21 protein-coding genes are annotated in these 19,170 nt (G+C 56.0%); 15 read left to right on the top strand and 6 right to left on the bottom strand.

Annotated features, from left to right (window positions below; genetic code table 11):
• The first annotated feature begins 78 nt into the window (after positions 1–78).
• Positions 79–603 carry a ribonuclease E activity regulator RraA gene (gene rraA, locus MIH19_RS13160; protein WP_249005312.1) on the top strand — a complete coding sequence of 175 codons (525 nt, stop codon included), beginning with the start codon at positions 79–81 and terminating at the stop codon, positions 601–603.
• A gap of 105 nt (positions 604–708) precedes the next feature.
• Here the strand turns inward: rraA and MIH19_RS13155 are convergent, their stop codons facing one another.
• The 3 genes from MIH19_RS13155 to MIH19_RS13145 all read right to left on the bottom strand — a co-directional run bounded on the left by MIH19_RS13155 (position 709) and on the right by MIH19_RS13145 (position 2,114).
• Positions 709–999 carry a PilZ domain-containing protein gene (locus MIH19_RS13155; RefSeq protein ID WP_249005311.1) on the bottom strand — a complete coding sequence of 97 codons (291 nt, stop codon included), beginning with the start codon at positions 997–999 and terminating at the stop codon, positions 709–711.
• Positions 1,000–1,004: 5 nt separating this feature from the next.
• Positions 1,005–1,676 (bottom strand): TIGR04211 family SH3 domain-containing protein, encoded by a 672-nt coding sequence (locus MIH19_RS13150; RefSeq protein ID WP_249005310.1) that lies wholly within the window; start codon positions 1,674–1,676, stop codon positions 1,005–1,007.
• A gap of 138 nt (positions 1,677–1,814) precedes the next feature.
• Positions 1,815–2,114, bottom strand: a complete 300-nt coding sequence (locus MIH19_RS13145; RefSeq protein WP_249005309.1) for a YciI family protein — start codon at positions 2,112–2,114, stop codon at positions 1,815–1,817.
• 118 nt (positions 2,115–2,232) lie between these two features.
• Between MIH19_RS13145 and MIH19_RS13140 the strand changes: the two genes are divergently transcribed.
• Positions 2,233–3,144, top strand: a complete 912-nt coding sequence (locus MIH19_RS13140) for a PHP domain-containing protein (RefSeq protein ID WP_249005308.1) — start codon at positions 2,233–2,235, stop codon at positions 3,142–3,144.
• Between the two features lie 60 nt (positions 3,145–3,204).
• Here the strand turns inward: MIH19_RS13140 and MIH19_RS13135 are convergent, their stop codons facing one another.
• Both MIH19_RS13135 and rne read right to left on the bottom strand, forming a co-directional pair.
• Complete coding sequence (locus MIH19_RS13135; RefSeq protein WP_249005307.1) at positions 3,205–3,747, bottom strand: YecA family protein; 543 nt, start codon at positions 3,745–3,747, stop codon at positions 3,205–3,207.
• Positions 3,748–3,749: 2 nt separating this feature from the next.
• Positions 3,750–6,983 (bottom strand): ribonuclease E, encoded by a 3,234-nt coding sequence (gene rne / locus MIH19_RS13130; RefSeq protein WP_249005306.1) that lies wholly within the window; start codon positions 6,981–6,983, stop codon positions 3,750–3,752.
• Between the two features lie 612 nt (positions 6,984–7,595).
• Here rne and rluC point away from each other — a divergent pair.
• The 3 genes from rluC to MIH19_RS13115 are packed head-to-tail and all read left to right on the top strand — an operon-like array spanning position 7,596 to position 10,291.
• The gene (gene rluC, locus MIH19_RS13125) at positions 7,596–8,591 is read left to right on the top strand and encodes a 23S rRNA pseudouridine(955/2504/2580) synthase RluC (RefSeq protein WP_249005305.1); all 996 of its coding nucleotides are present in this window, start codon (positions 7,596–7,598) and stop codon (positions 8,589–8,591) included.
• Positions 8,588–9,235, top strand: coding sequence for an HAD-IA family hydrolase (locus MIH19_RS13120; protein ID WP_249005304.1), 648 nt, complete (start codon positions 8,588–8,590; stop codon positions 9,233–9,235). Before rluC ends, MIH19_RS13120 begins: the two co-directional genes overlap by 4 nt.
• 30 nt (positions 9,236–9,265) lie before the next feature.
• The gene (locus MIH19_RS13115) at positions 9,266–10,291 is read left to right on the top strand and encodes a S49 family peptidase (protein ID WP_249005303.1); all 1,026 of its coding nucleotides are present in this window, start codon (positions 9,266–9,268) and stop codon (positions 10,289–10,291) included.
• Positions 10,292–10,350: 59 nt separating this feature from the next.
• Here the strand turns inward: MIH19_RS13115 and MIH19_RS13110 are convergent, their stop codons facing one another.
• The gene (locus tag MIH19_RS13110) at positions 10,351–11,007 is read right to left on the bottom strand and encodes a Maf family nucleotide pyrophosphatase (RefSeq protein ID WP_249005302.1); all 657 of its coding nucleotides are present in this window, start codon (positions 11,005–11,007) and stop codon (positions 10,351–10,353) included.
• A 91-nt stretch (positions 11,008–11,098) separates the two neighbouring features.
• Here MIH19_RS13110 and MIH19_RS13105 point away from each other — a divergent pair, with 91 nt between their 5' ends.
• The 10 genes from MIH19_RS13105 to MIH19_RS13060 all read left to right on the top strand — a co-directional run bounded on the left by MIH19_RS13105 (position 11,099) and on the right by MIH19_RS13060 (position 18,954).
• Positions 11,099–11,653, top strand: a complete 555-nt coding sequence (locus tag MIH19_RS13105; protein ID WP_249005301.1) for a YceD family protein — start codon at positions 11,099–11,101, stop codon at positions 11,651–11,653.
• Between the two features lie 135 nt (positions 11,654–11,788).
• The gene (rpmF, locus tag MIH19_RS13100) at positions 11,789–11,968 is read left to right on the top strand and encodes a 50S ribosomal protein L32 (RefSeq protein ID WP_007351786.1); all 180 of its coding nucleotides are present in this window, start codon (positions 11,789–11,791) and stop codon (positions 11,966–11,968) included.
• Positions 11,969–11,993: 25 nt separating this feature from the next.
• Positions 11,994–13,025, top strand: a complete 1,032-nt coding sequence (gene plsX, locus MIH19_RS13095; RefSeq protein WP_249005300.1) for a phosphate acyltransferase PlsX — start codon at positions 11,994–11,996, stop codon at positions 13,023–13,025.
• A gap of 162 nt (positions 13,026–13,187) precedes the next feature.
• A complete protein-coding gene (gene fabD, locus MIH19_RS13090) occupies positions 13,188–14,126 on the top strand; it encodes an ACP S-malonyltransferase (RefSeq protein WP_249005299.1) in 939 nt (312 codons plus the stop codon).
• 60 nt (positions 14,127–14,186) lie between these two features.
• Complete coding sequence (gene fabG, locus MIH19_RS13085) at positions 14,187–14,930, top strand: 3-oxoacyl-ACP reductase FabG (protein WP_249005298.1); 744 nt, start codon at positions 14,187–14,189, stop codon at positions 14,928–14,930.
• A 133-nt stretch (positions 14,931–15,063) separates the two neighbouring features.
• The gene (gene acpP / locus MIH19_RS13080; protein WP_014871749.1) at positions 15,064–15,297 is read left to right on the top strand and encodes an acyl carrier protein; all 234 of its coding nucleotides are present in this window, start codon (positions 15,064–15,066) and stop codon (positions 15,295–15,297) included.
• 128 nt (positions 15,298–15,425) lie between these two features.
• Positions 15,426–16,286, top strand: a complete 861-nt coding sequence (locus MIH19_RS13075) for an aminotransferase class IV (RefSeq protein WP_249005297.1) — start codon at positions 15,426–15,428, stop codon at positions 16,284–16,286.
• Positions 16,287–16,291: 5 nt separating this feature from the next.
• Positions 16,292–17,455, top strand: coding sequence for an endolytic transglycosylase MltG (gene mltG / locus MIH19_RS13070; RefSeq protein ID WP_249005296.1), 1,164 nt, complete (start codon positions 16,292–16,294; stop codon positions 17,453–17,455).
• Positions 17,452–18,081 carry a dTMP kinase gene (gene tmk / locus MIH19_RS13065; protein WP_249005295.1) on the top strand — a complete coding sequence of 210 codons (630 nt, stop codon included), beginning with the start codon at positions 17,452–17,454 and terminating at the stop codon, positions 18,079–18,081. The genes mltG and tmk overlap by 4 nt, the downstream gene beginning before the upstream one ends.
• A 99-nt stretch (positions 18,082–18,180) precedes the next feature.
• Complete coding sequence (locus MIH19_RS13060) at positions 18,181–18,954, top strand: AraC family transcriptional regulator (RefSeq protein ID WP_249005294.1); 774 nt, start codon at positions 18,181–18,183, stop codon at positions 18,952–18,954.
• Positions 18,955–19,170: the final 216 nt, after the last annotated feature.

Here is a 19,170-nt window from a genome sequence, read left to right as displayed (position 1 = left end):
AATCGATGCAGGCGGCGTGTCTGGTTCTACCACGATACGGTGGCGCGGCCCCACACGGATAAAAGGAGTGAACAAATCATGTCTGATAATGTGTCTGACGTTGGCCGCGTGGCCACCGAAACCGTGATAGCCGTTGTAACCCCTGACCTATGCGACGAATTTCCAGAAGTCCAAGTTGTTGAACCGGGGTTTCGTAATTTTGGCGCCATCGACAACTTTGGCGGCGAGATTGTTACCGTGAAGTGTTTTGAAGATAACTCGGTGGTGAAGCAGCAGGTAGGCTTACCGGGCCTTGGCCGGGTAATGGTCGTCGACGGCGGTGGGTCAAAGCGTAACGCGCTGCTGGGGGATATGCTGGCGAAAAAAGCGGCCAGTAACGGTTGGGCGGGGCTGATTATTTATGGCTGTATCCGTGACGCCGACGTGATCGCCAAAACCGCTCTCGGCGTGCAAGCGCTGGGAACCCACCCGCGCAAAACTGAAAAACGTGATGTTGGCGACCTGAACATTGCCGTGACTTTTGGTGGCGTTACCTTCCACCCGGGGCATTTTGTGTACGCTGATAACAACGGCATTATTGTGTCGGAAAAAGCGCTGGTCTGATTGGCCGACTACGAATCAGGGACAGATTTGAAATCTGTCCCTATCTTGCTCTCTGACGGGGGGCAGACTTCAAGCCTGTCCCCTCTCTATCGGTTCCGTGTATTGCTAGTCAGTCACCTCGGCAATGTTCACACCTAACAAAAAACCATCACCCTCGGGCTCGCAGCGCAGCACCTCGCACAGGGTTTCCAATGGCGGAAACTTGTCGCTTGTGGGGTGCAGGGTGGTGCGCAGCTCAGAGCCTACAGCCATTTTCTGAGCGACCAGAATCTGCATTCCCGAAGCGCTTAGATCACGGCACACGCCGGCAAAGGTATTGCCGTTACTGTCTATAATTTCAATATCCGTGTTCACCTGCATTCGATGAAAATCACGCTTTTCTGAATATTCCCTCATAGCAGTCAGGCCCAGTTGTCGCTTTTACGGGTGGGTTTTAGCATCGGTATCAGCAGTGCCAACAACACACCGCCTAACACCAAGCCGGCGCCGAGCAGCATGAAATCTGATTCTTTACCGGCTTCCATGCGTTCGTTTTCAGCTGTCAGTACTTCCAGTTCATTACGGATTTTCTGATTTTCTTCTAACAACTCGCCATTGCGGCGCTCAAGATTAATCGAGTTGGCAGCGATATCCTTGATACGTTTGAGTTCAGCCATAAGTTCGGACGAGCGGTCAGCCAGGCTGCTTTCAGAATTTTGCAGGCTGTCGCGTTCACCGGTCACGTTTGCCAGTACGTCCTGCATCTGGCGCACTTCCGCCTGTGCGGTTTCCAGATCCTGACGCGCCTTTTTAAGCTGTGTTGCGGCAATCGGTGTCGAGCTCAGATACTGGCTGGACACCCAGCCCTCGGTGCCTTTGGTGGTGCGTACTTTGCTGTAGCCATTTTGGTCGGATTCCAACAGCTCCATTGCGGTGCCACTGGGAACGGCGTTCTCAATGATCCGGAACTGGCTGCCTGCGCCAGAGCGCACCGGCAGGTAGATTTTGTCGTCTACCCACACCGTTCTGGCCTGGGCCGCGGCAATGGACGAGAACACAAAAACGAGGACAACAAGCAGACGAAAAGGGGTCACTGGGCGGGGTTCCTGAAAGTTTCTGTTTGAACAAAAAATGGATAAGAACGTAATTTTGGCACACTGGCTTTGTCGATCAAGCGCGTATTCATTACCAAACGCTCATGGTGACGTTTATCCGACATTTATTGCAGAGCACTAGGGCAATACCCGTTTGAACGGTTTGACCTTTACCTGCTGGTAAACCCCGGCGCTGACGTAAGGGTCTGCGTCTGCCCAGCTTTGCGCTTGTTCAAGTGATTCAAATTCGGCTATTACCAAGCTGCCACTGAAGCCGGCATCGCCTGGGTCATTGGTGTCTATGGCCGGGTGCGGGCCAGCGACCAATAAGCGGCCTTCATTGGCCAGTGCCTGCAAACGCTCGAGGTGAGCCGGGCGGGCGCTTTGGCGAAGTGCCAGGCTGTCATTGATGTCTTCACTGATAATAGCGTAGTACATAAAGGGGCGCTCTTCGTTTTAGGTTCGGCGTTTAGATTCGGTGTTTAAGCTCGGTCGTATCGGTGATGGCTGTTATAGTGGGTCGCTTTTCGTTTTTTACCCTTGCCCGTAATCAGGAATGCTTGTGACCATTATGCAGCAACAGCCAACTCAGCAGCATGACGCGACTATACCGCAACAATCACCGTTGTGTATCGACCTGCATTGCCATAGTACTGCCTCAGACGGCGCTCTAAGCCCCGCTGAGTTGCTGGCCCGGGCGCATGAGAAGGGCGTTAGCCATCTGGCATTGACCGATCACGATACCCTTAACGGCTTAGGGTCGGCGCGCCTTGCCGCTCAGGATTACAATATTGAGCTGATTTCCGGCGTTGAACTGTCTTGCGCCTGGAGAAGCCATACCATTCATATTGTGGGCCTGGACTTTGCCGAAGATGATCCCCAGTTTCTTGCGCGATTGCAGGGGCAGAATGCCAATCGCCACGCCCGTGCCGGCGTGATTGTAGAGCGTCTGGCCAGGTTGAAGGTTGATAATCTGCTAGAACACGCGACCAAACACGCCGGTGGCGATGTGCCAGGGCGCCCACATTTTGCCCAGGCGTTGGTGGACGCCGGTGTGGTAAAGAATATCGCACAGGCCTTCAAGCGTCACTTGGGCGCAGGCAAGCCGGGAGATGTAAGGGCGTATTGGCCGGAGCTGGAAGAAGTGGTGCGCTGGGTAAACGACGCTGGCGGTATAGCGGTGCTGGCGCACCCGCGTAAGTACGACTTGAGCGCGACCAAACTGCGGGCCCTGGTGGCGGATTTTCGCCGTGCCGGTGGCCAGGGAATGGAGGTTTGCAGTCCGGGCCTGACGTCTTCAGACATCAGCTTTCTGGTGCAGCTATGCCAGAGCGAGGGTTTGTGGGCATCCCAAGGCAGTGATTTTCATACGCCGAAAGCGCCTTGGGCAGAGTTAGGGCGGATACAAAAAATGCCAGAGGGGCTTTCACCCGTCTGGCATCATTTCAAGCAACCCATCGCGCTTTAATTCTGCTGCCCCGCTTTTTATAAGCGTGGGCGCGCTAACGCAATAGCTTAACGCGCCGAATCAGTCCGGCGCGTGGAACAGCAAGTACAGGTCGGTGAGCGAATCGGGAATCGCTTCTGCCATCTGTGTCGACAGGGTTTCGCTGTCGCGCACGTTCTGGAAGTCTTCATCTTCGAATAAGCCCGACAGCGCGAGCATGGGCAGAATCAAATCGCCCACTTCTTCTTCGCTGGCGGCTTCCATCCAGGCGTCTTCCCGCTCCATAAAGGTTTCGATGAATCCGGCGCACCAGTTTTCCAGTGCGTTCATGGGGTCATCGTCTTCGGGCTCGGGCAGTTCCAAGGCCAGGCCCATATCCAGAGCGTTGGCCATGGCACCGCTCAGTTGCTGCACACAGCGACTGAACACGTCTGGCACCTTGCCGCCAGGAAGGGCGTCAACGCCTGTGGCCAGCAGAAACAACTCGTCTACCGAGAAATCTACCGGTCCCACAACGCTGGCACACACCAAACCGTGGAAGCCGAAGAAGTCTACTGCGTCTTCACCCCAGGGCTCTGCAAACAGAATTTCTTCCAGGGCTTCAATGTCAGCGTCGTTCAGCATAGTTACTCGCTCCCGCCATTTTGGGCAGCGTCTGCTGCACGCTGGCGCTTACGTACTTCACGTGGGTCGTTATAAGCCCGGCCTGGTGCTACTGGTGCTGCCGGGGTTTCGGATGCTGCGTCGGCTACCTGTGCTGCTGGCTGCTCTACAGCAACGTCGGCTTCCGCTGCATTGTCGTCGCTGGCGCCAGTGTTTGCAGGCTGCGGCTCTTGCTCACTTCCGGTCTCTGTTTTCGACGCTTTGGCTTTGCGGGCAGGGGTGCGCTTGCGGATTGGCTTGGTTGGCCTATCTGCGCTCTCGTCCTCTGCGTCGGTCGGCGTGGCCTCGGCGGTATGAGTCTCAGCTTTGGGAGCTTCAGCCTCGACAGCTTCGACCGGTGCGCTATCTGTGTCCGGGCGGTCTATCTCTGGTGCCTCGGTATTTTCGACCTTGTTTGCAGCCTTTCGGGTGCCGCCGTTGTAGGCATCTATCCGGGAAGGTGCAGTCTTGGCAGCAGAAACAGTTGCACTTTCCGGGGCTGTCTCAACAGGTGCTTCGGATGCAGGCGCAGCGGGTTTGCTTACCTCTGGCTCTGGCGCTTTTTCCACTGCCTTGGCTGCAACAGGCTGCTCGTTGGTTGTTTCAGGTGATGCATCGGCCGGGTTTTGTGCAACCTGCGGCGCTGCTTGCTTGGCCGGCTTTGCAGTGGCTGCAGGCTGTACCTGAGCATCTGCGGGCTTCTCAGCGGCCTTGGCCTTCGCTTTGGCGCGTTCTTCGGCGTCACGGGTTTCCGGCTGCGTGTCTTGCTGATGAATTTCACTGCGAGCTGCCTTGCGCTCAGCCGGGTTTGATACCGGTTTCTCCGCCGGTGAGCCATCACGGCCACGGCTGCGGCGAGGCTTGCTGCGGCGTTTTTCGTCACCACCGGCTTTGCCTGCGACTGCGGGGCTTTGCGCATCGTTCTGGTCGTTATAGCTAGGGCTAGGGCTTGAGCTGCGAAGTTCTGCAGATTTCTGCTCTATAGCCGGCTTCTGATCCGCCTGTTCAGCGTTTGGCTTATTGCCATCGCGGCTTGTGTCACGATTTGAATCGCGATTGGAGCGGCTACGATTCTGATTGTCACGGCGACCATCGCGGCGCGTGTCGTTGCCGCTGCTTTGGGCGTTGCCGTTCTGTACATTATTGCTCTGGGCGCTGCTGCTCTGCGAATTGCTGCTCTGGGCGCTGCTGTTTTGAGCATTGCTGTTCTGGCTGCCCGCGTTGGTTTTCTCTTCGCTGCGACCTTCATTGCGAGCGCGTCCGCGGTTGCTGCGGCTGCGGTTATCGTCGTTGCGATTGCTGGAGCTGGAGCTGCTACTGCTACTGCGTTCACCATTGCTTCGGCTGTCTTGCTGGTCGTCACGGGCGACGCGGGTCTTGCGGCGGTCCTGGCGATCATTACGGTTTGACGTGGGGCGCTGCCTGGAGCGGTCCTCGCTGCTTGCCGGTTTGGCGTTGCGGCTGCTGTCAGCAACAGACTGGCTTTCTTCTTCACCGTTGAAGAAGCGCGCAACTTTACGGCCCAAACGGCTGAACATGCCTTCGTCACGGGCTTGCTCGGCTGCGACTTTGGCGGGTGCTGCTGCCGGTGTCGCCGCAGGCGCGGGCGAGGCGGGGCGCACAGATTTTACGGCGGCCTGTTCGCGTACGGGTTTTTCTTGCACGGTTACGTCAGCGACTTCTTCTTCGCGCTCGATGTATTCATGAGCCACCTGATGGCTGGCTACGTGTTCGGAGCCGGCTTCGTCGTCGCGCATGCGGATGATTTCAAAGTGCGGGGTTTCCATTTGCGGAACCGGCACGATAACAATCGACACTTCCTGGTTGGCTTCAATTGTCGCCAGCTGCTTGCGCTTTTCGTTCAGCAGGAAGGTGGCCACGGATACTGGCACAACGGCACGTACTTCGCCGGTTTTGTCTTTGGAAGACTCTTCGTAAATCAGGCGCATGATGCTGAGCGCAAGGGATTCGATACCACGAATGGTGCCCTGGCCTTCACAGCGCGGGCAGACTTCGCTGCGGGTTTCACCCAGTGACGGACGCAGACGCTGACGCGACATTTCCAGCAAGCCAAAGCGGGAAATCTTGCCGACCTGCACGCGGGCGCGGTCGATTTCCAGGGCTTCGCGCATTTTGTTTTCTACTTCGCGCTGGTTACGGGCCGGGGTCATATCGATGAAGTCGATAACAATCAAGCCGCCCATATCCCGCAGACGTAGCTGGCGGCCGATTTCTTCAGCGGCCTCCAGGTTGGTTTGCAGCGCCGTTTCTTCTATGTCGTGGCCTTTCGTTGCCCGCGAAGAGTTGATGTCGATAGACACCAGCGCTTCGGTCGGGTCAATCACGATAGAACCGCCAGACGGCAGTTTTACTTCGCGCTGGAAGGCGGTTTCGATTTGGCCTTCGATTTGGTAGCGGCTGAACAGCGGGATTTCGTCGCTGTACAGTTTAATTTTGTTTTCAAAGGTAGGCATAACGGCGCGCACAAAATTCAGCACGTCTTCGTGCACGGCGGCGGCGTCAATCAGCACTTCGCCGATGTCTTGGCGCAGGTAATCGCGCACGGCGCGGATAATCACGTTGCTTTCCTGATGGATCAGGAAGGGTGCTTTACGCTCGCCAGCAGCTTGTGTAATGGCTTCCCAGAACTGAACCAGGTAGTCGAGGTCCCATTGCAGTTCTTCGCTGTTGCGGCCAATGCCCGCGGTGCGAACAATAATACCCATAGACTTGGGTACCTGAACCTGGTTCATGGCTTCTTTTAGTTGGGCCCGCTCTTCGCCTTCAATGCGGCGAGAAATGCCACCGGCACGGGCGTTGTTGGGCATCAGCACCAAGTAGCGGCCGGCCAACGAAATATAGGTGGTCAGCGCTGCGCCTTTGTTGCCGCGTTCTTCTTTGTCTACCTGAACAATCACTTCCTGGCCTTCGGCGATCACATCTTTGATGTTGACCTTGCCTTCGATCTGGCCGGGAGATTTTTTGAAGTATTCCTTGGAAATTTCTTTTAGCGGCAGGAAACCGTGACGATCAGCACCAAAATCCACAAATGCGGCTTCCAGGCTGGGCTCTACGCGGGTAATTTTACCCTTGTAGATATTGGCCTTTTTTTGCTCGCGCGAGCTAGATTCGATATCGAGGTCAAACAGACGCTGGCCGTCAACCAGGGCGACGCGCAACTCTTCGGGATGAGTTGCATTTATAAGCATTCTTTTCATGGAAAGGATGAATTCCTGTCGTTTGATTTAAACAGAAAACCATCGAGAAAGGCATTAGCGAAGTGGAGGCTGCCAGACGAATCAAGCCCTTACGGGGCGAAACTCTGTTGGTTCAAGATCACCGCCGATGATTCCGGTGCCCGCGGGCAGGAAAAAAACGGTTCAGGTGATTGTCTGTAGGCGCATGTTATCCGTTTTCAGGTTCACACAAGTGCTTGGTCTTACGTCGTGTTCGTAAACTGGACGGCCCGGCCTTGCGTGGCAATGAATCTTCGTTATGTCGTCCCCGGCGGTGTTCCGCAAGGTTTGTTTCGGCTCCCGTGCCGGTTGGCAGCCAATGTTGGTTCTGCGCCGGGGTGCGGGGAGTCTTTCGTTGCCAAGGCTGTAACAATTAGGAGCCCGGCATTACTGTTGCACTTCGAACTTAAGAGCTGCTTCATTTCAAGCTTGCAAGCCACTGCAATTCAAACTCGCAAGTAGTGTCGGTATACTGCAACCGCTCCGGCTTCTGACTGAAGTCTGTCAGGCCGTAAACAAACGGCGTAGCACATCGGAATATAGCAGTATTTCCCGGGCCAAGCAACGCTGCCCGCTTCATTTTAAAGGAATTTCATGTCGCAGAAAAATCCGTCTCCGGAGACCCCGCGCCCGGCTGTGTTGTGGGTAACGGTAGATGAAGACAATGACGGCCAGCGTCTGGACAATTTCCTGATGGCGCAGCTGCGGGGTGTCCCCAGAAGTATCATCTACCGCATTGTTCGCAAAGGTGAAGTTCGAATTAACAAGGGCCGCGTAAAGCCTGACACCCGGGTAAAAACCGGCGATCAAGTGCGCATTCCTCCGGTGGTGCGCAAAGAAAAGGTGCCCCAGGCCGCGCCCGGCGATAGGGTGCAGGCGGTGATAGAGGCGGCTGTCGTGTTTGAGAACGAACAGCTGCTGGTGGTGAATAAACCGTCCGGTATTGCGGTTCATGGCGGCAGCGGCTTGAGCTTCGGGCTGATTGAGGTGTTGCGGGCCGGGCGACCACAAGCGCGGTTTCTGGAGTTGGTGCACAGGCTTGACCGGGATACCTCGGGATTGGTGATGGTGGCGAAGAAACGCTCGGCGCTGCGTTACCTGCAAGATGAACTGCGGCACAGGCACATTCGTAAGCATTACCACGCTCTTGTATCTGGCGATTGGCCGGCAGGAATGGGCAAAGTGGCTCAGCCGTTGCTGCGTTATGAGATGCCTAACGGCGAACGCAGGGTAAAAGTGGACAGTTCCGGTAAAGAATCGCTGACGTTGTTTCGCTGTCTGGAGCGCTACGACGGTTACAGCCTGGTGGAGGCGTCACCGGTCACCGGCCGTACTCATCAGATTCGCGTGCACGCCGCCTTTGCCGGCCACCCTATTGCCGGTGACGACAAATATATGGACGATGCCAGTCTGAAGGCGTTCCGCGCATTGGGGGGCTCGCGCCTGATGCTGCACGCACGGGCGTTGGAGTTGAGCTTGCCGCCCGACAGCGACGGCCAAAGCCCTGCGCTGAAGTTGGAAGCACCTTATGACAACGCCTTCGCGGCGGCCTTACAGAAACTTGCAGCCCGCACAGGACGCAATTCATGAACGTAAAAGTGGTTATTTTCGATTGGGACGGTACCTTGGTGGATTCGGTAGAGCACATTGCCGAGAGTCTGCACCTGGCCTCGACCGCCCTGGGTTTCCCAGCGCTTCCGCGCGAGGCTTACCGGGATATTATCGGGCTGGGCATTGAAGAGGCACTGCAGAAGTTATACCCCGGCATTAGCGCTGCATGCATCGCTGGTATGCGGGAGAGCTATCGTGAGTATTTTTTCAAAAAAACGACAACCCCGCAAAATGTGTTTGCCGGTATTGCCGATACCCTGACGGATTTGCGCGGCGCCGGGCGTCACTGTGCCGTAGCCACCGGTAAAAATCGGAGCGGGCTGGATTTCGCGCTTAGCTCCAGCGGTTTGGGCCCGCATTTCGGGATCACCCAGTGCGCCGATGAAACCCGCTCAAAACCAGATCCGGCGATGTTGGCGCGGATTTTGGAGTTTTACGGTATCAAGCCTGAACAGGCGGTGATGATTGGCGATACCCGCTACGATCTGGACATGGCGCAACGCATTGGCATGCCATCCATCGGCGTGGAGTGGGGGGTGCACAAGCGTGACGTGCTGGGCCAGTATGCGCCTCACGCCATTGTTGAAACGGTCACAGAATTGCGTCAGGTTTTGGGTTTGTAAGAATAAGGCAGTCACCATAGAGGATGTGAAATGAGCGAATGGGATTCAGGTAAAAATGACGGCAAGCCAGGCTGGAATGATCAGCCAGCGGCAGTAGCCGGCGCAAGCGAAGGAAAACAGAGCCGCCAGGACCGCAAGCTGATTGAAAAGCTGGTCATGTCGATGCAGGTGGAGCAGCGCCGAAGCCGGCGTTGGGGCATCTTTTTCAAGTTTCTGACGTTTGCGTATCTGTTCGGGATTGTGTTGCTGTTCAAGTTTCCGCTGGGGCAGGGGCTCGAAAGTGCGACCGGTGGCATGCACACCGCGGTGGTAGGCGTCGATGGCCCCATTGCCGCCGATGAGTTGGCCAGCGCCGATAATATTATCAATTCGTTGCGTACGGCGTTTGAAGAGCCCGACGCCGCTGCGGTGATTTTGCGCATCAACAGCCCGGGTGGCAGCCCGGTGCAGTCCGGTTACGTGTACGATGAAATCAAGCGTCTGCGGGCTGAATATCCCGACAAGAAAGTGTACGCGGTGATTTCTGACGTTGGCGCCTCGGGTGCGTACTACATTGCGTCTGCGGCCGATGAAATATACGCCAATCGCGCCAGTCTGGTAGGTTCCATTGGTGTGGTAGCAGGCGGGTTTGGTTTTACCGAAGTGATGGAAAAAGTGGGGGTAGAGCGCAGGCTGTACACCGCCGGCGAGAGTAAGGGTTTTCTAGACCCGTTCTCTGCCGAGAAACCAGAAGAAGTGGCGTTCTGGCAAAGCGTTCTGGAGAACACGCACGGGCAGTTTATTGCGGCCGTGCAGCAAGGCCGGGGTGACCGCCTGGCAGACGACCCAAGAGTCTTCAGCGGCCTGATCTGGAGTGGCGAACAGGCGCTGGAACTTGGGTTGATTGATGGCCTTGGCAGTACCTCCTATGTGGCACGGCAGATTGTCGGCCATGAAAATCTGGTTGATTACAGTAGCGCGCGCTCGCCGCTTCGGAATCTGGTGGATCAGCTTGGCGTTTCGGTGGGCCATGGTGTGGCGCAATACGTCAGCGAGCAGCGCCTGGAATTGCGGTAAAGAGCTGCGTTAACCAGAGTTGAGTTAAAAGGCTACGTTAATACGTTGGCGCTTACGCGCTAGCAGCGGGCGTTTTGCAGCAGCGGGTTGCAGTGCCAGTTAATGAGCATTCGGTTGAGAGCAATCAGGGGCAGACCAATAAGCGCGTTCGGGTCTTGGCCCTGCAGGCTGTCGAACAAAGTGATTCCGAGGCCTTCCATCATAAAGGCGCCAGCGCACTGGTAGGGTTGCTCGCGCTGCAAATAGGCTTCTATTTCCGCCAGGCTCAGGGAGCGGAACTGCACGTTGAATGGCTCACAATGCTGCTGGCTGGCACCGTTAGAACTGTCTAATAAATACAGGCTGGTATAAAAGGACACCTGTTGCCCACTGCTGCGGGTGAGCTGGCTCACGGCATTGCTGTGTGTTCCGGGTTTGTCGAGAGGTTCGCCATTGGCCAGGCAGGCGACCTGGTCCGAGCCGATAATCCAGTGGTGCGGGTATTGTTCAGTCAGGGCCTCGGCTTTTTGCCGGGCCAGGCGCAACGCCAGTTCTTGCGGTGCTTCGCCGCTGGCCGGGCTTTCATCAATGTTTGGGCTGGCACAGTCGAAATTCAGGCCCAGGCGCTGAAGCAGCTCCCGCCGCCAAGGTGAAGATGACGCCAGCACCAGGGTGGGCCCAGCGTCATTGTCGGTTTGCTTGGCGTGGTCGCTGCGGGGCAAAGATGCGTTTACCATGGTGTATCCTTGTTAGGCTATCTGTAAAACTCGGCCAAAAGCCGACGAAGTCTTTGACACGGGGCCATGTCGCCCCTAGAATTGCGCGCCTATGTCAAATGCGATAAATCCCAAGCTACCCAAATCCGTCGATCCATACAAGTTGGCGGAACAGCATACGGTTCTGGAAGGCGAAGTGCCTACTGGGGCTTTACTGCGTTTCCGCGAGGCCGTTATGGGCCTGGATGACAACGCCGTTTGCAGCGTTCGTCTGTCCTTTCGGATGGATCCTGAACGTCGCCGTGTCGTAAGTGGAGAGCTGGCGGCTCCGGTACAGCTGCAGTGTCAGCGTTGCATGGGGCCAATGCAGGTAACGTTGCGTTCACACTTTGAGCTGGGGTTAGTAACCAGCGACGAGCAGGCGCAAAGGCTACCGCAGAGCCTTGAACCGTTTTTGACAAACGACTTCAACGCGAACCTCTGGTTTATGGTTGAAGACGAGCTGTTGTTGGTGCTGCCGCCGTTCCCGCTCCATGAACGCGACGAGTGCCCGGCGCGGGAAGATCTTGAAGCCCTGGAGCCTGGCGGCAATGCAGAAGAGCCGGCCGGGAAATCCGCCGAGAATCCGTTCAGTGTGCTGGCGGGTCTTAAGAACACGAAGCACTGAAAGCTTCTTTTGAACTGTGTTTTCGAACTATTGTTTCAAAATCCGTTTTCAGCGCATTTCATTTTCATTAATAACCATACGCATGACTTGCAGCTTTTTAGCTCAGGATTGCGTTTACAGGTCAGGAGTTGAACCATGGCTGTACAGAAGAGTCGTAAAACCCGTTCCAGGCGTGGCATGCGTCGTTCACACGACGCGCTGAGCGCCACTGCGCTGTCTACCGACGTAACTACTGGTGAAGTACATCGCCGCCACCACGTGTCGCCTGACGGCTTCTATCGTGGTAAGCAGGTAATTGAAGCGCGCGACGAGTAATTCCGTTACGGAATGGCTTTGATCTATGCCTGAAACACACACGGTGAAGCCTGTCACAATTGCGATCGACGCCATGAGCGGTGATCGTGGGCCTGCGGTGACTGTTTCGGCGGCGGTTCAGGCAGTGCACGAAAATAAAGCCTTGAGCATCATTCTGGTGGGAATCCGGAGTGAGCTTGAGGCTTTGTTGTTAAAGAGCGCGCCACAGGGCCACAGCCGCATCCGTATTGAGGAAGCGGCTGACGTGGTGCGAATGAATGACCGCCCGTCGTTCGCCCTGCGCCACAGGCGAAATTCGTCGATGGCGGTGGCTGTGCGCCTGGTCGCCGAGGGCAAAGCCGGCGGTTGCGTTAGTGCCGGCAACACCGGAGCTCTGATGGGTTTTGGGCGCAGTATCATTGGCATGTATCCGGGTATCGAGCGCCCTGCGATCGCTAAACTTATACCGTCGTTAAGGGGTTGCTGCCACGTGCTAGACCTGGGCGCCAACGTGGACGCCAGTGCTGAAAATCTTTACCAGTACGCGTTTATGGGGTCTTTATTGGCCACCGCTGTAGCCGGTAAGTCTGAACCCCGTGTGGCACTTTTAAATGTGGGTGAAGAAGAGGTCAAAGGCAATGAACAGGTGCGTCTTGCATCTCACTTACTGGCCCAGAGCGATACCATTAACTACATTGGCTATGTGGAGGGCAGTGATCTGTTCCGTGATGTTGCCGATGTAGTGGTGTGCGACGGTTTTGTGGGTAATATCGCTCTGAAAACCGGCGAAGGTGTGGCCGGGCTGTTAATTGAGCTGTTGGAGCAGGCGTTCACTCGCTCGCTGTATGGGCGTTTCGTGGGCTTGCTGGCCAAGCCGCTGCTGCGGAAACTGTTGCGGCTAATTGATCCGTCGCGTCATAACGGAGCCAGTTTGCTTGGCCTTCAGGGAGTGGTGGTTAAAAGCCACGGTAATGCCAATGAGCGTGCTGTGCTGGCAGCGGTTCGCCTGGCAGTGCGTGAGGTTGAGTGCGAGGTACCCCGGCGCATTAACAAACGGCTTGATGAAATCCTGTTATGATCAGGGCGTAGAACCTGCGCTGGCCTGGCGCATAGGCTACACTGCGGCTAAATTGATTTTGCCCGGTACTGGTCAAGCACTCATAGCCACTCTGGCGTGTACGACTTGGCTTGCACTATTGGCTAACTTCCGCAAACCTTTAAAGACGATAAGATTCGCCCTATGAAATTAGCCTTTATTTTTCCCGGCCAAGGTTCTCAGTCTATCGGCATGTTGTCTGCAGCCGCCGAGACCTGGCCCATTATTAACAAAACCTTTGACGATGCGTCTAACGTGTTGGGTTATGACCTGTGGCAGCTGTGCCAGAAAGGCCCGGTTGAAGAGCTGAATCAGACCATGATTACCCAGCCTGCATTACTAACAGCGAGCGTGGCTCTGTGGCGCCAGTGGTGTGTAGAAGGTGGTGTTTCGCCGGACTTTTTCGCCGGCCATAGCCTGGGTGAGTACAGCGCACTGGTTGCTGCCGAGAGCCTGGATTTTGTGGAAGCAGTCAAGCTGGTGCGGCTGCGCGGTGAACTGATGCAAGAAGCGGTGCCCGCCGGTGAAGGTAAAATGGCCGCAATTCTTGGCCTGGAAGCCGCCGACGTGATTGCGGCTTGTGCGAGTGCGGCGCAAGGGCATGTGGTATCGGCGGTGAATTTTAACGCCCCGGGCCAGGTGGTGATTGCCGGCGATACCGCCGCTGTCGATCGCGCGATTGAAGCCTGTAAAGAGAAAGGCGCCCGTAAAGTCATGGCGTTGCCGGTTAGCGTGCCATCACATTGTGCGCTGATGAAAGGCGCGGCTGAAGAACTGGCAGACGCTTTAGACGCGGTAAGGTTCAGCGACGCCCGCGTGCCTGTTATACAAAATGTTAACGCCGCGGCCGAGACAGATTCCGCTAAACTTAAGTCAAACCTTTTGCAGCAGCTGTATTCGCCGGTACTCTGGACAGATTCGGTGCGCACTCTGGTTGATAATGGTGTAGAAGTGGCTGTTGAATGCGGTAGCGGAAAAGTACTGGCAGGGCTGATCAAGCGCATAGAACGCGACCTGGCGGTATACCATATTGAAGACGAAGCCAGCTTGAAAAAAGCACTGGCCGCGTTTCCTAAAGCCTGATAACGGGCTGAATCTGTTGATTATTCAACTATAAATTCGTACTGAATAAGGAAGCATTGCATGTCTCTGGAAGGCAAAGTTGCACTGGTTACCGGTGCTACCCGGGGAATTGGTAAAGCCGTGGCCCGGGCTTTGGCAGAGCAGGGTGCCGAAGTAATCGGTACCGCCACCACCACCGCAGGTGCTGAATCGATCAGCGCCGAATTGCAGGCCGGTGGCTTCAAAGGCTACGGTTTGGTGATGAACGTTGCCGACCTGAAGAACATTGAAGACGGTCTGAAAACGATCGCCGAAAAATCCGGCGCTCCGCTGATTCTGGTCAATAATGCCGGTATTACCCGTGATAATCTTTTACTACGTTTAAAAGATGATGACTGGGCCGATGTGCTGGAAACCAACCTGACCAGCGTATACCGCACCAGTAAAGCGGTACTGCGCGGCATGGCAAAAGCGCGCTGGGGCCGGGTGATTAATATCAGCTCGGTCGTTGCCAGCATGGGCAACGCGGGTCAAGGTAACTACTGCGCGGCCAAGGCCGGTGTTGAGGGGTTTACTAGAAGCCTGGCAAAAGAAATGTCTGCCCGTGGAATTACTGCCAACTGTGTGGCTCCAGGGTTTATTGATACTGATATGACCCGTAAACTGGACGACGGTCAGCGTAACGCTATGCTGAACGTTATTCCTGCGGGTCGTTTGGGTGAGCCGGAAGAAGTCGCGGCAGTTGTCGCGTTTCTGGCATCGAATGCAGCTGCCTATGTGACGGGTGAAACCATTCACGTAAACGGCGGTATGTACATGGGTTAAGCCCGCAGGCGGGCATGTGCGGTAAACCCTTGGCGCACAATTGGTTACCAACAGCCGCTGCTTGTTTGCAGTTAGGCTTTACACTAAACTGGCAGCAATTGGTTGCTTGGTTGACACACAAAGTGAGGACGTTATGAGTACAGTTGAAGAGCGCGTTAAGAAGATTGTTTGTGAGCAGTTGGGCGTTAAAGAGTCCGAAGTTCAGAACTCATCTTCTTTTGTTGAAGATTTGGGCGCTGACTCACTGGACACCGTTGAGCTGGTTATGGCGTTGGAAGAGGAATTCGAAACTGAAATTCCTGACGAAGAAGCCGAAAAACTGGCCAGCGTTCAGAATGCCATCGACTACATCGTATCGCATACCTGATACGATGACGTTCGGTAGGCAATAAAAAAGCCGCCCTTGGTAATTCAAGGTGCGGCTTTTTTATTGGCAAAAATCGGCTCGAAAGCGGAAGCGGAAAAAGAGAAGGAATCGAAAGTGGGAGCGGGCAGGTGGTGAATGTTGTATGGGCGGAAGAGGGCGGGCTGACGGCGAATGACCGCGGGCTGGCCTACGGTGACGGGCTCTTTGAAACCATTCGCATGCAGGGCCAGCGTGGCGCACTGCTGGGCCGCCACCAGCGCCGACTGCTAGCCGATGCCGAACGTCTGGGTATTACGGTTGCCCACGATGCCCTGAGCCGCGCCTGCCAATTGGCGGCGGAACGCTATGCTCCGGGTTTTGGCGAAAAATCTGACGCTCATTCCGGGACAGGCGGCTGGCCCGGGAAAGGTGGCTGGGTGCTGAAGCTGATTCTTAGCCGTGGCCCGGGCGGACGCGGCTATCGCCCAGACAGTAACAGCCGCCCGCAGTTGCTGATCAGCGCCAGGCCGTTGCCGCCACTGCCGTCTGCAACGGGTGTGGTCGCGGATATTGCACGGCAAAGACTAACGGTTAACCCACAGTTGGCCGGTATGAAAACCCTGAATCGCCTGGAGCAGGTGATGGCGGCTCGTGAACTGACCGATGGGGTTTTCGAGTTGATCATGCGTGACCACAACGATTGCCTGGTAGAGGGCACCAGAACCAATCTACTGGTAAAAACCACTGCCGGATGGATAACGCCGCCGGCAACGGCTCTGGCGGTAGACGGTGTGATGCGCCAGTGGGTGCTGGATTGCCTGCGCCGCCGCGGTGAACTGGTATTGGAGCGTTCGCTCAGGCTGGCTGACCTTAGGGTGCCGGCCTGCGAAGGTCTGTATTTGCTCAGTAGCGTGCTGGGTGTGGTGCCGGTTTATCAATTGGCTAATGCTCATTTGCCTGTCACCGGCGGACTTGCGACAATCTGTGACCTGCTGACCACTCTGGAATAGATTCCTTGTTTAAAAAACTGTCCTTGTTGAATAAATTAATTCTAATGATGCTGGGAGCGGCGCTGCTGATGGCGGCCGGAACGGCACTGTGGGTGTCCCAGGGCCTGAAAACTCTGGATGTGCCAGGCCAGCTGAAACAGCCGCAATTGTTCGCCGTACCCCAGGGTACCGCTTTTAGCCAGGTTGCCCGGCAGTTGGAGCAACAGAATCTGGTGCCCGATAGTCTGTGGTTGCGGGTATACGGTAGGCTGCATCCGCAGCAAACCCTGGTTAAGGCCGGTGAGTATGAATTTATAGACGGCCAAAGCCCGAAAAACATGCTGCAAATGATGATCGACGGCGATACCAAGCACTGGGCGCTGCAATTTATCGAAGGCTGGACCTTTGCCGATGTGCGCAAGGCGCTGGCCGCGGCTCCGCGCCTGCAACAAAAAACAGCAGACTGGAGCAACGCTGAAATCATGACGGCGGTAGGTGCCGACGGCGAGCATCCCGAAGGTTGGTTTTTCCCCGATACCTATCTGTTTATCAGCAGCAACTCCGACCTTGATGTGCTGCAGCGCTCGTTCGACCGTATGCAGAGCGTGCTGGCGGAAGAGTGGGCTGCCCGGGCCGCGGATTTGCCCTACAAAACGCCTTACGAAGCTCTGATTATGGCGTCTATTGTCGAGCGTGAAACCGGCGCAGCGCACGAGCGTGAGCAGGTAGCTGGCGTGTTTGTGCGGCGCATGCACAAGGGCATGCGCCTGCAAACCGACCCAACGGTTATTTACGGCATGGGCAGCCAGTACAAAGGCCGCATTACCCGCAAAGATCTGCAGACGCACACGCCTTATAACACCTACCGAATTGACGGTCTGCCGCCCACGCCCATCGCCCTGGCCGGTCGCGAAGCCATTCACGCAGCCCTGCACCCCGCTGACGGTAAAGCGCTGTTTTTTGTGGCTCGCGGTGATGGCACGCACACGTTTTCCAATACTCTGGCTCAACACCAGCGGGCGGTCAGGCAGTTCCAGCTAAACCGGCGTAGTGATTACCGGTCGTCTCCGGCGCCCGTTGAGGACGCCACCGAGAGCACTTCCGTACAACAGGAAGTACAGGAAGTACAGGAAGTACAGGAAGTACAGGAAATACAGGAAATACAGGAAAAACAGGAAAAACAGCCATGAGTCAGCGGGGCCGTTTTATAACCTTTGAAGGCACCGAAGGGGTGGGGAAGTCAACCCAGTTGGCCACTGCGGCGGCCAGCTTGCGCGCTGCGGGTATAGACGTTCTGATCACCCGCGAGCCCGGCGGTACACCTATGGCCGAGGCGATTCGTGAGCTCCTTCTGGCACCGCGGGATGAACCGGTGCACGAGCTGACCGAGCTGCTACTGATGTTCGCCGCCCGTGCCCAGCACCTGCATACGCGCATACTGCCGGCGCTAACCGCGGGGCAGTGGGTGCTCTGTGACCGTTTTACCGATGCAACCTTCGCCTACCAGGGCGGTGGCCGCGGCACGCCCGCCGAGCGTATAGGGTTGCTGGAAACGCTGGTGCAGGGCGATCTTCGCCCTGACCATGTTGTGCTGCTGGATGCGCCGGTGGAAACCGGCATGGCTCGCGCCCGCAAGCGTGGAGAGCTGGACCGCTTTGAACAGGAAACCGTGGAATTCTTCGCCCGTATTCGCGCAACCTATTTGCAGCGTGCCTGTCGCGATCCTCAGCGTTATCACATTATTGACGCCAGCCAACCGCTGGCGCGGGTAAGTGCGGATGTGAAACGCTTGTTTCAAGTTATAGTCAGTCTTTGAATATTTGCGCGACGACTGCTTTACTTTAGTGGTACGCGGATTCTCCGTGCACACGAGTGAATCCTGAAAGGCGCTTATCCGCGTCAAAGAGCGGAACTTATGCTGAACGCAAAGCTGTTGAAACTGCCTACCGCTTCGCACCAGCATCGCCACGAACACCATCAGGTGGTTGTGGGTGTGCAGGGGGAGGCCGACTTGTGCGTTGATGGCAATGCTTCCCATCTAGATGCCTGGCGTGCGTGCCTTGTTCCCACAGATGCTCGCCATGATTACAGCGGCGACCAACGTAATCATGTATTGGTGATCGATGTCGATCCTTATATGCCCAAGATCGGCAGCCATGCTCACAGCCATTATCAACGCCTGAAACCCCTGTTCCGGCAATCCAGTACTGTGCGCCTGGACAACCGCCTTCAAGGTCTGGTGCAGTTTGCCGCCGACGAGTTTGACCGGGCTCCGGAAAACAGCTCACTGCACCAGCACTTGGCGGGGACCATTCTGCATTGCCTGGCTCAGCGCCTGGCAGAAACACCGCGGCAACCTGCGCCGCAGCGCAACGCTGTGAACCCGGACATGGTGCGCCGTTTTTTGCTTGAAAATCTGCATCGTGACATTGGCGTTCGGGACATGGCTGCGGTTTCTTGCCTGAGTGTCAGCCGCTTTCACGATCTGTTCCGTCAGAGCACCGGCACCACACCCCATCAATTTCTTTTGCAGACCCGACTCGAACAAGCCTCGCAACTGCTCGAGAGAACGTCGCTATCAGTGTCTGAAATTAGCCACCGTACTGGATTTTCTTCCCAAAGCGCATTGGCCAACGCGCTGAAAAAGTACCGCGGAACGACCGCCAGTGCTTTGCGCGGTCGGTGTTAAGCTCCGATTTCCTTCCGTTTTCTTTCGATGTCTTCCAATTTTTTTGATTTTTCGGGGTTTTAGCGGGTAAATTCAATTTCCGCAGGATTTTGCAAATAAACAGTAGAAATTTGCAAGATCGAGATCCGTAGTAATACTAATGTATGAGGACTGGCATCAATACATGATGTGCGATTTTCTTGGTGCGCCTGTATTGGAGACAGACGTGCTCCCTGG

Origin of the sequence: Marinobacter sp. M1C (assembly GCF_023314135.1) — a bacterium.
Taxonomy (GTDB): domain Bacteria; phylum Pseudomonadota; class Gammaproteobacteria; order Pseudomonadales; family Oleiphilaceae; genus Marinobacter.
Note: the sequence above shows the minus strand (reverse complement) of the source record. Positions and strands in the feature narration are given on the sequence as shown.

Coding starts and splice junctions, on each gene's coding strand:
- rraA (WP_249005312.1), top strand. CDS start 79: ATGTCTGATAATGTGTCTGACGTTGGCCGCGTGGCCACCGAAACCGTG.
- MIH19_RS13155 (WP_249005311.1), bottom strand. CDS start 999: ATGAGGGAATATTCAGAAAAGCGTGATTTTCATCGAATGCAGGTGAAC.
- MIH19_RS13145 (WP_249005309.1), bottom strand. CDS start 2,114: ATGTACTACGCTATTATCAGTGAAGACATCAATGACAGCCTGGCACTT.
- MIH19_RS13140 (WP_249005308.1), top strand. CDS start 2,233: ATGCTTGTGACCATTATGCAGCAACAGCCAACTCAGCAGCATGACGCG.
- MIH19_RS13135 (WP_249005307.1), bottom strand. CDS start 3,747: ATGCTGAACGACGCTGACATTGAAGCCCTGGAAGAAATTCTGTTTGCA.
- rne (WP_249005306.1), bottom strand. CDS start 6,983: ATGAAAAGAATGCTTATAAATGCAACTCATCCCGAAGAGTTGCGCGTC.
- rluC (WP_249005305.1), top strand. CDS start 7,596: ATGTCGCAGAAAAATCCGTCTCCGGAGACCCCGCGCCCGGCTGTGTTG.
- MIH19_RS13120 (WP_249005304.1), top strand. CDS start 8,588: ATGAACGTAAAAGTGGTTATTTTCGATTGGGACGGTACCTTGGTGGAT.
- MIH19_RS13115 (WP_249005303.1), top strand. CDS start 9,266: ATGAGCGAATGGGATTCAGGTAAAAATGACGGCAAGCCAGGCTGGAAT.
- MIH19_RS13110 (WP_249005302.1), bottom strand. CDS start 11,007: ATGGTAAACGCATCTTTGCCCCGCAGCGACCACGCCAAGCAAACCGAC.
- MIH19_RS13105 (WP_249005301.1), top strand. CDS start 11,099: ATGTCAAATGCGATAAATCCCAAGCTACCCAAATCCGTCGATCCATAC.
- rpmF (WP_007351786.1), top strand. CDS start 11,789: ATGGCTGTACAGAAGAGTCGTAAAACCCGTTCCAGGCGTGGCATGCGT.
- plsX (WP_249005300.1), top strand. CDS start 11,994: ATGCCTGAAACACACACGGTGAAGCCTGTCACAATTGCGATCGACGCC.
- fabD (WP_249005299.1), top strand. CDS start 13,188: ATGAAATTAGCCTTTATTTTTCCCGGCCAAGGTTCTCAGTCTATCGGC.
- fabG (WP_249005298.1), top strand. CDS start 14,187: ATGTCTCTGGAAGGCAAAGTTGCACTGGTTACCGGTGCTACCCGGGGA.
- acpP (WP_014871749.1), top strand. CDS start 15,064: ATGAGTACAGTTGAAGAGCGCGTTAAGAAGATTGTTTGTGAGCAGTTG.
- tmk (WP_249005295.1), top strand. CDS start 17,452: ATGAGTCAGCGGGGCCGTTTTATAACCTTTGAAGGCACCGAAGGGGTG.
- MIH19_RS13060 (WP_249005294.1), top strand. CDS start 18,181: ATGCTGAACGCAAAGCTGTTGAAACTGCCTACCGCTTCGCACCAGCAT.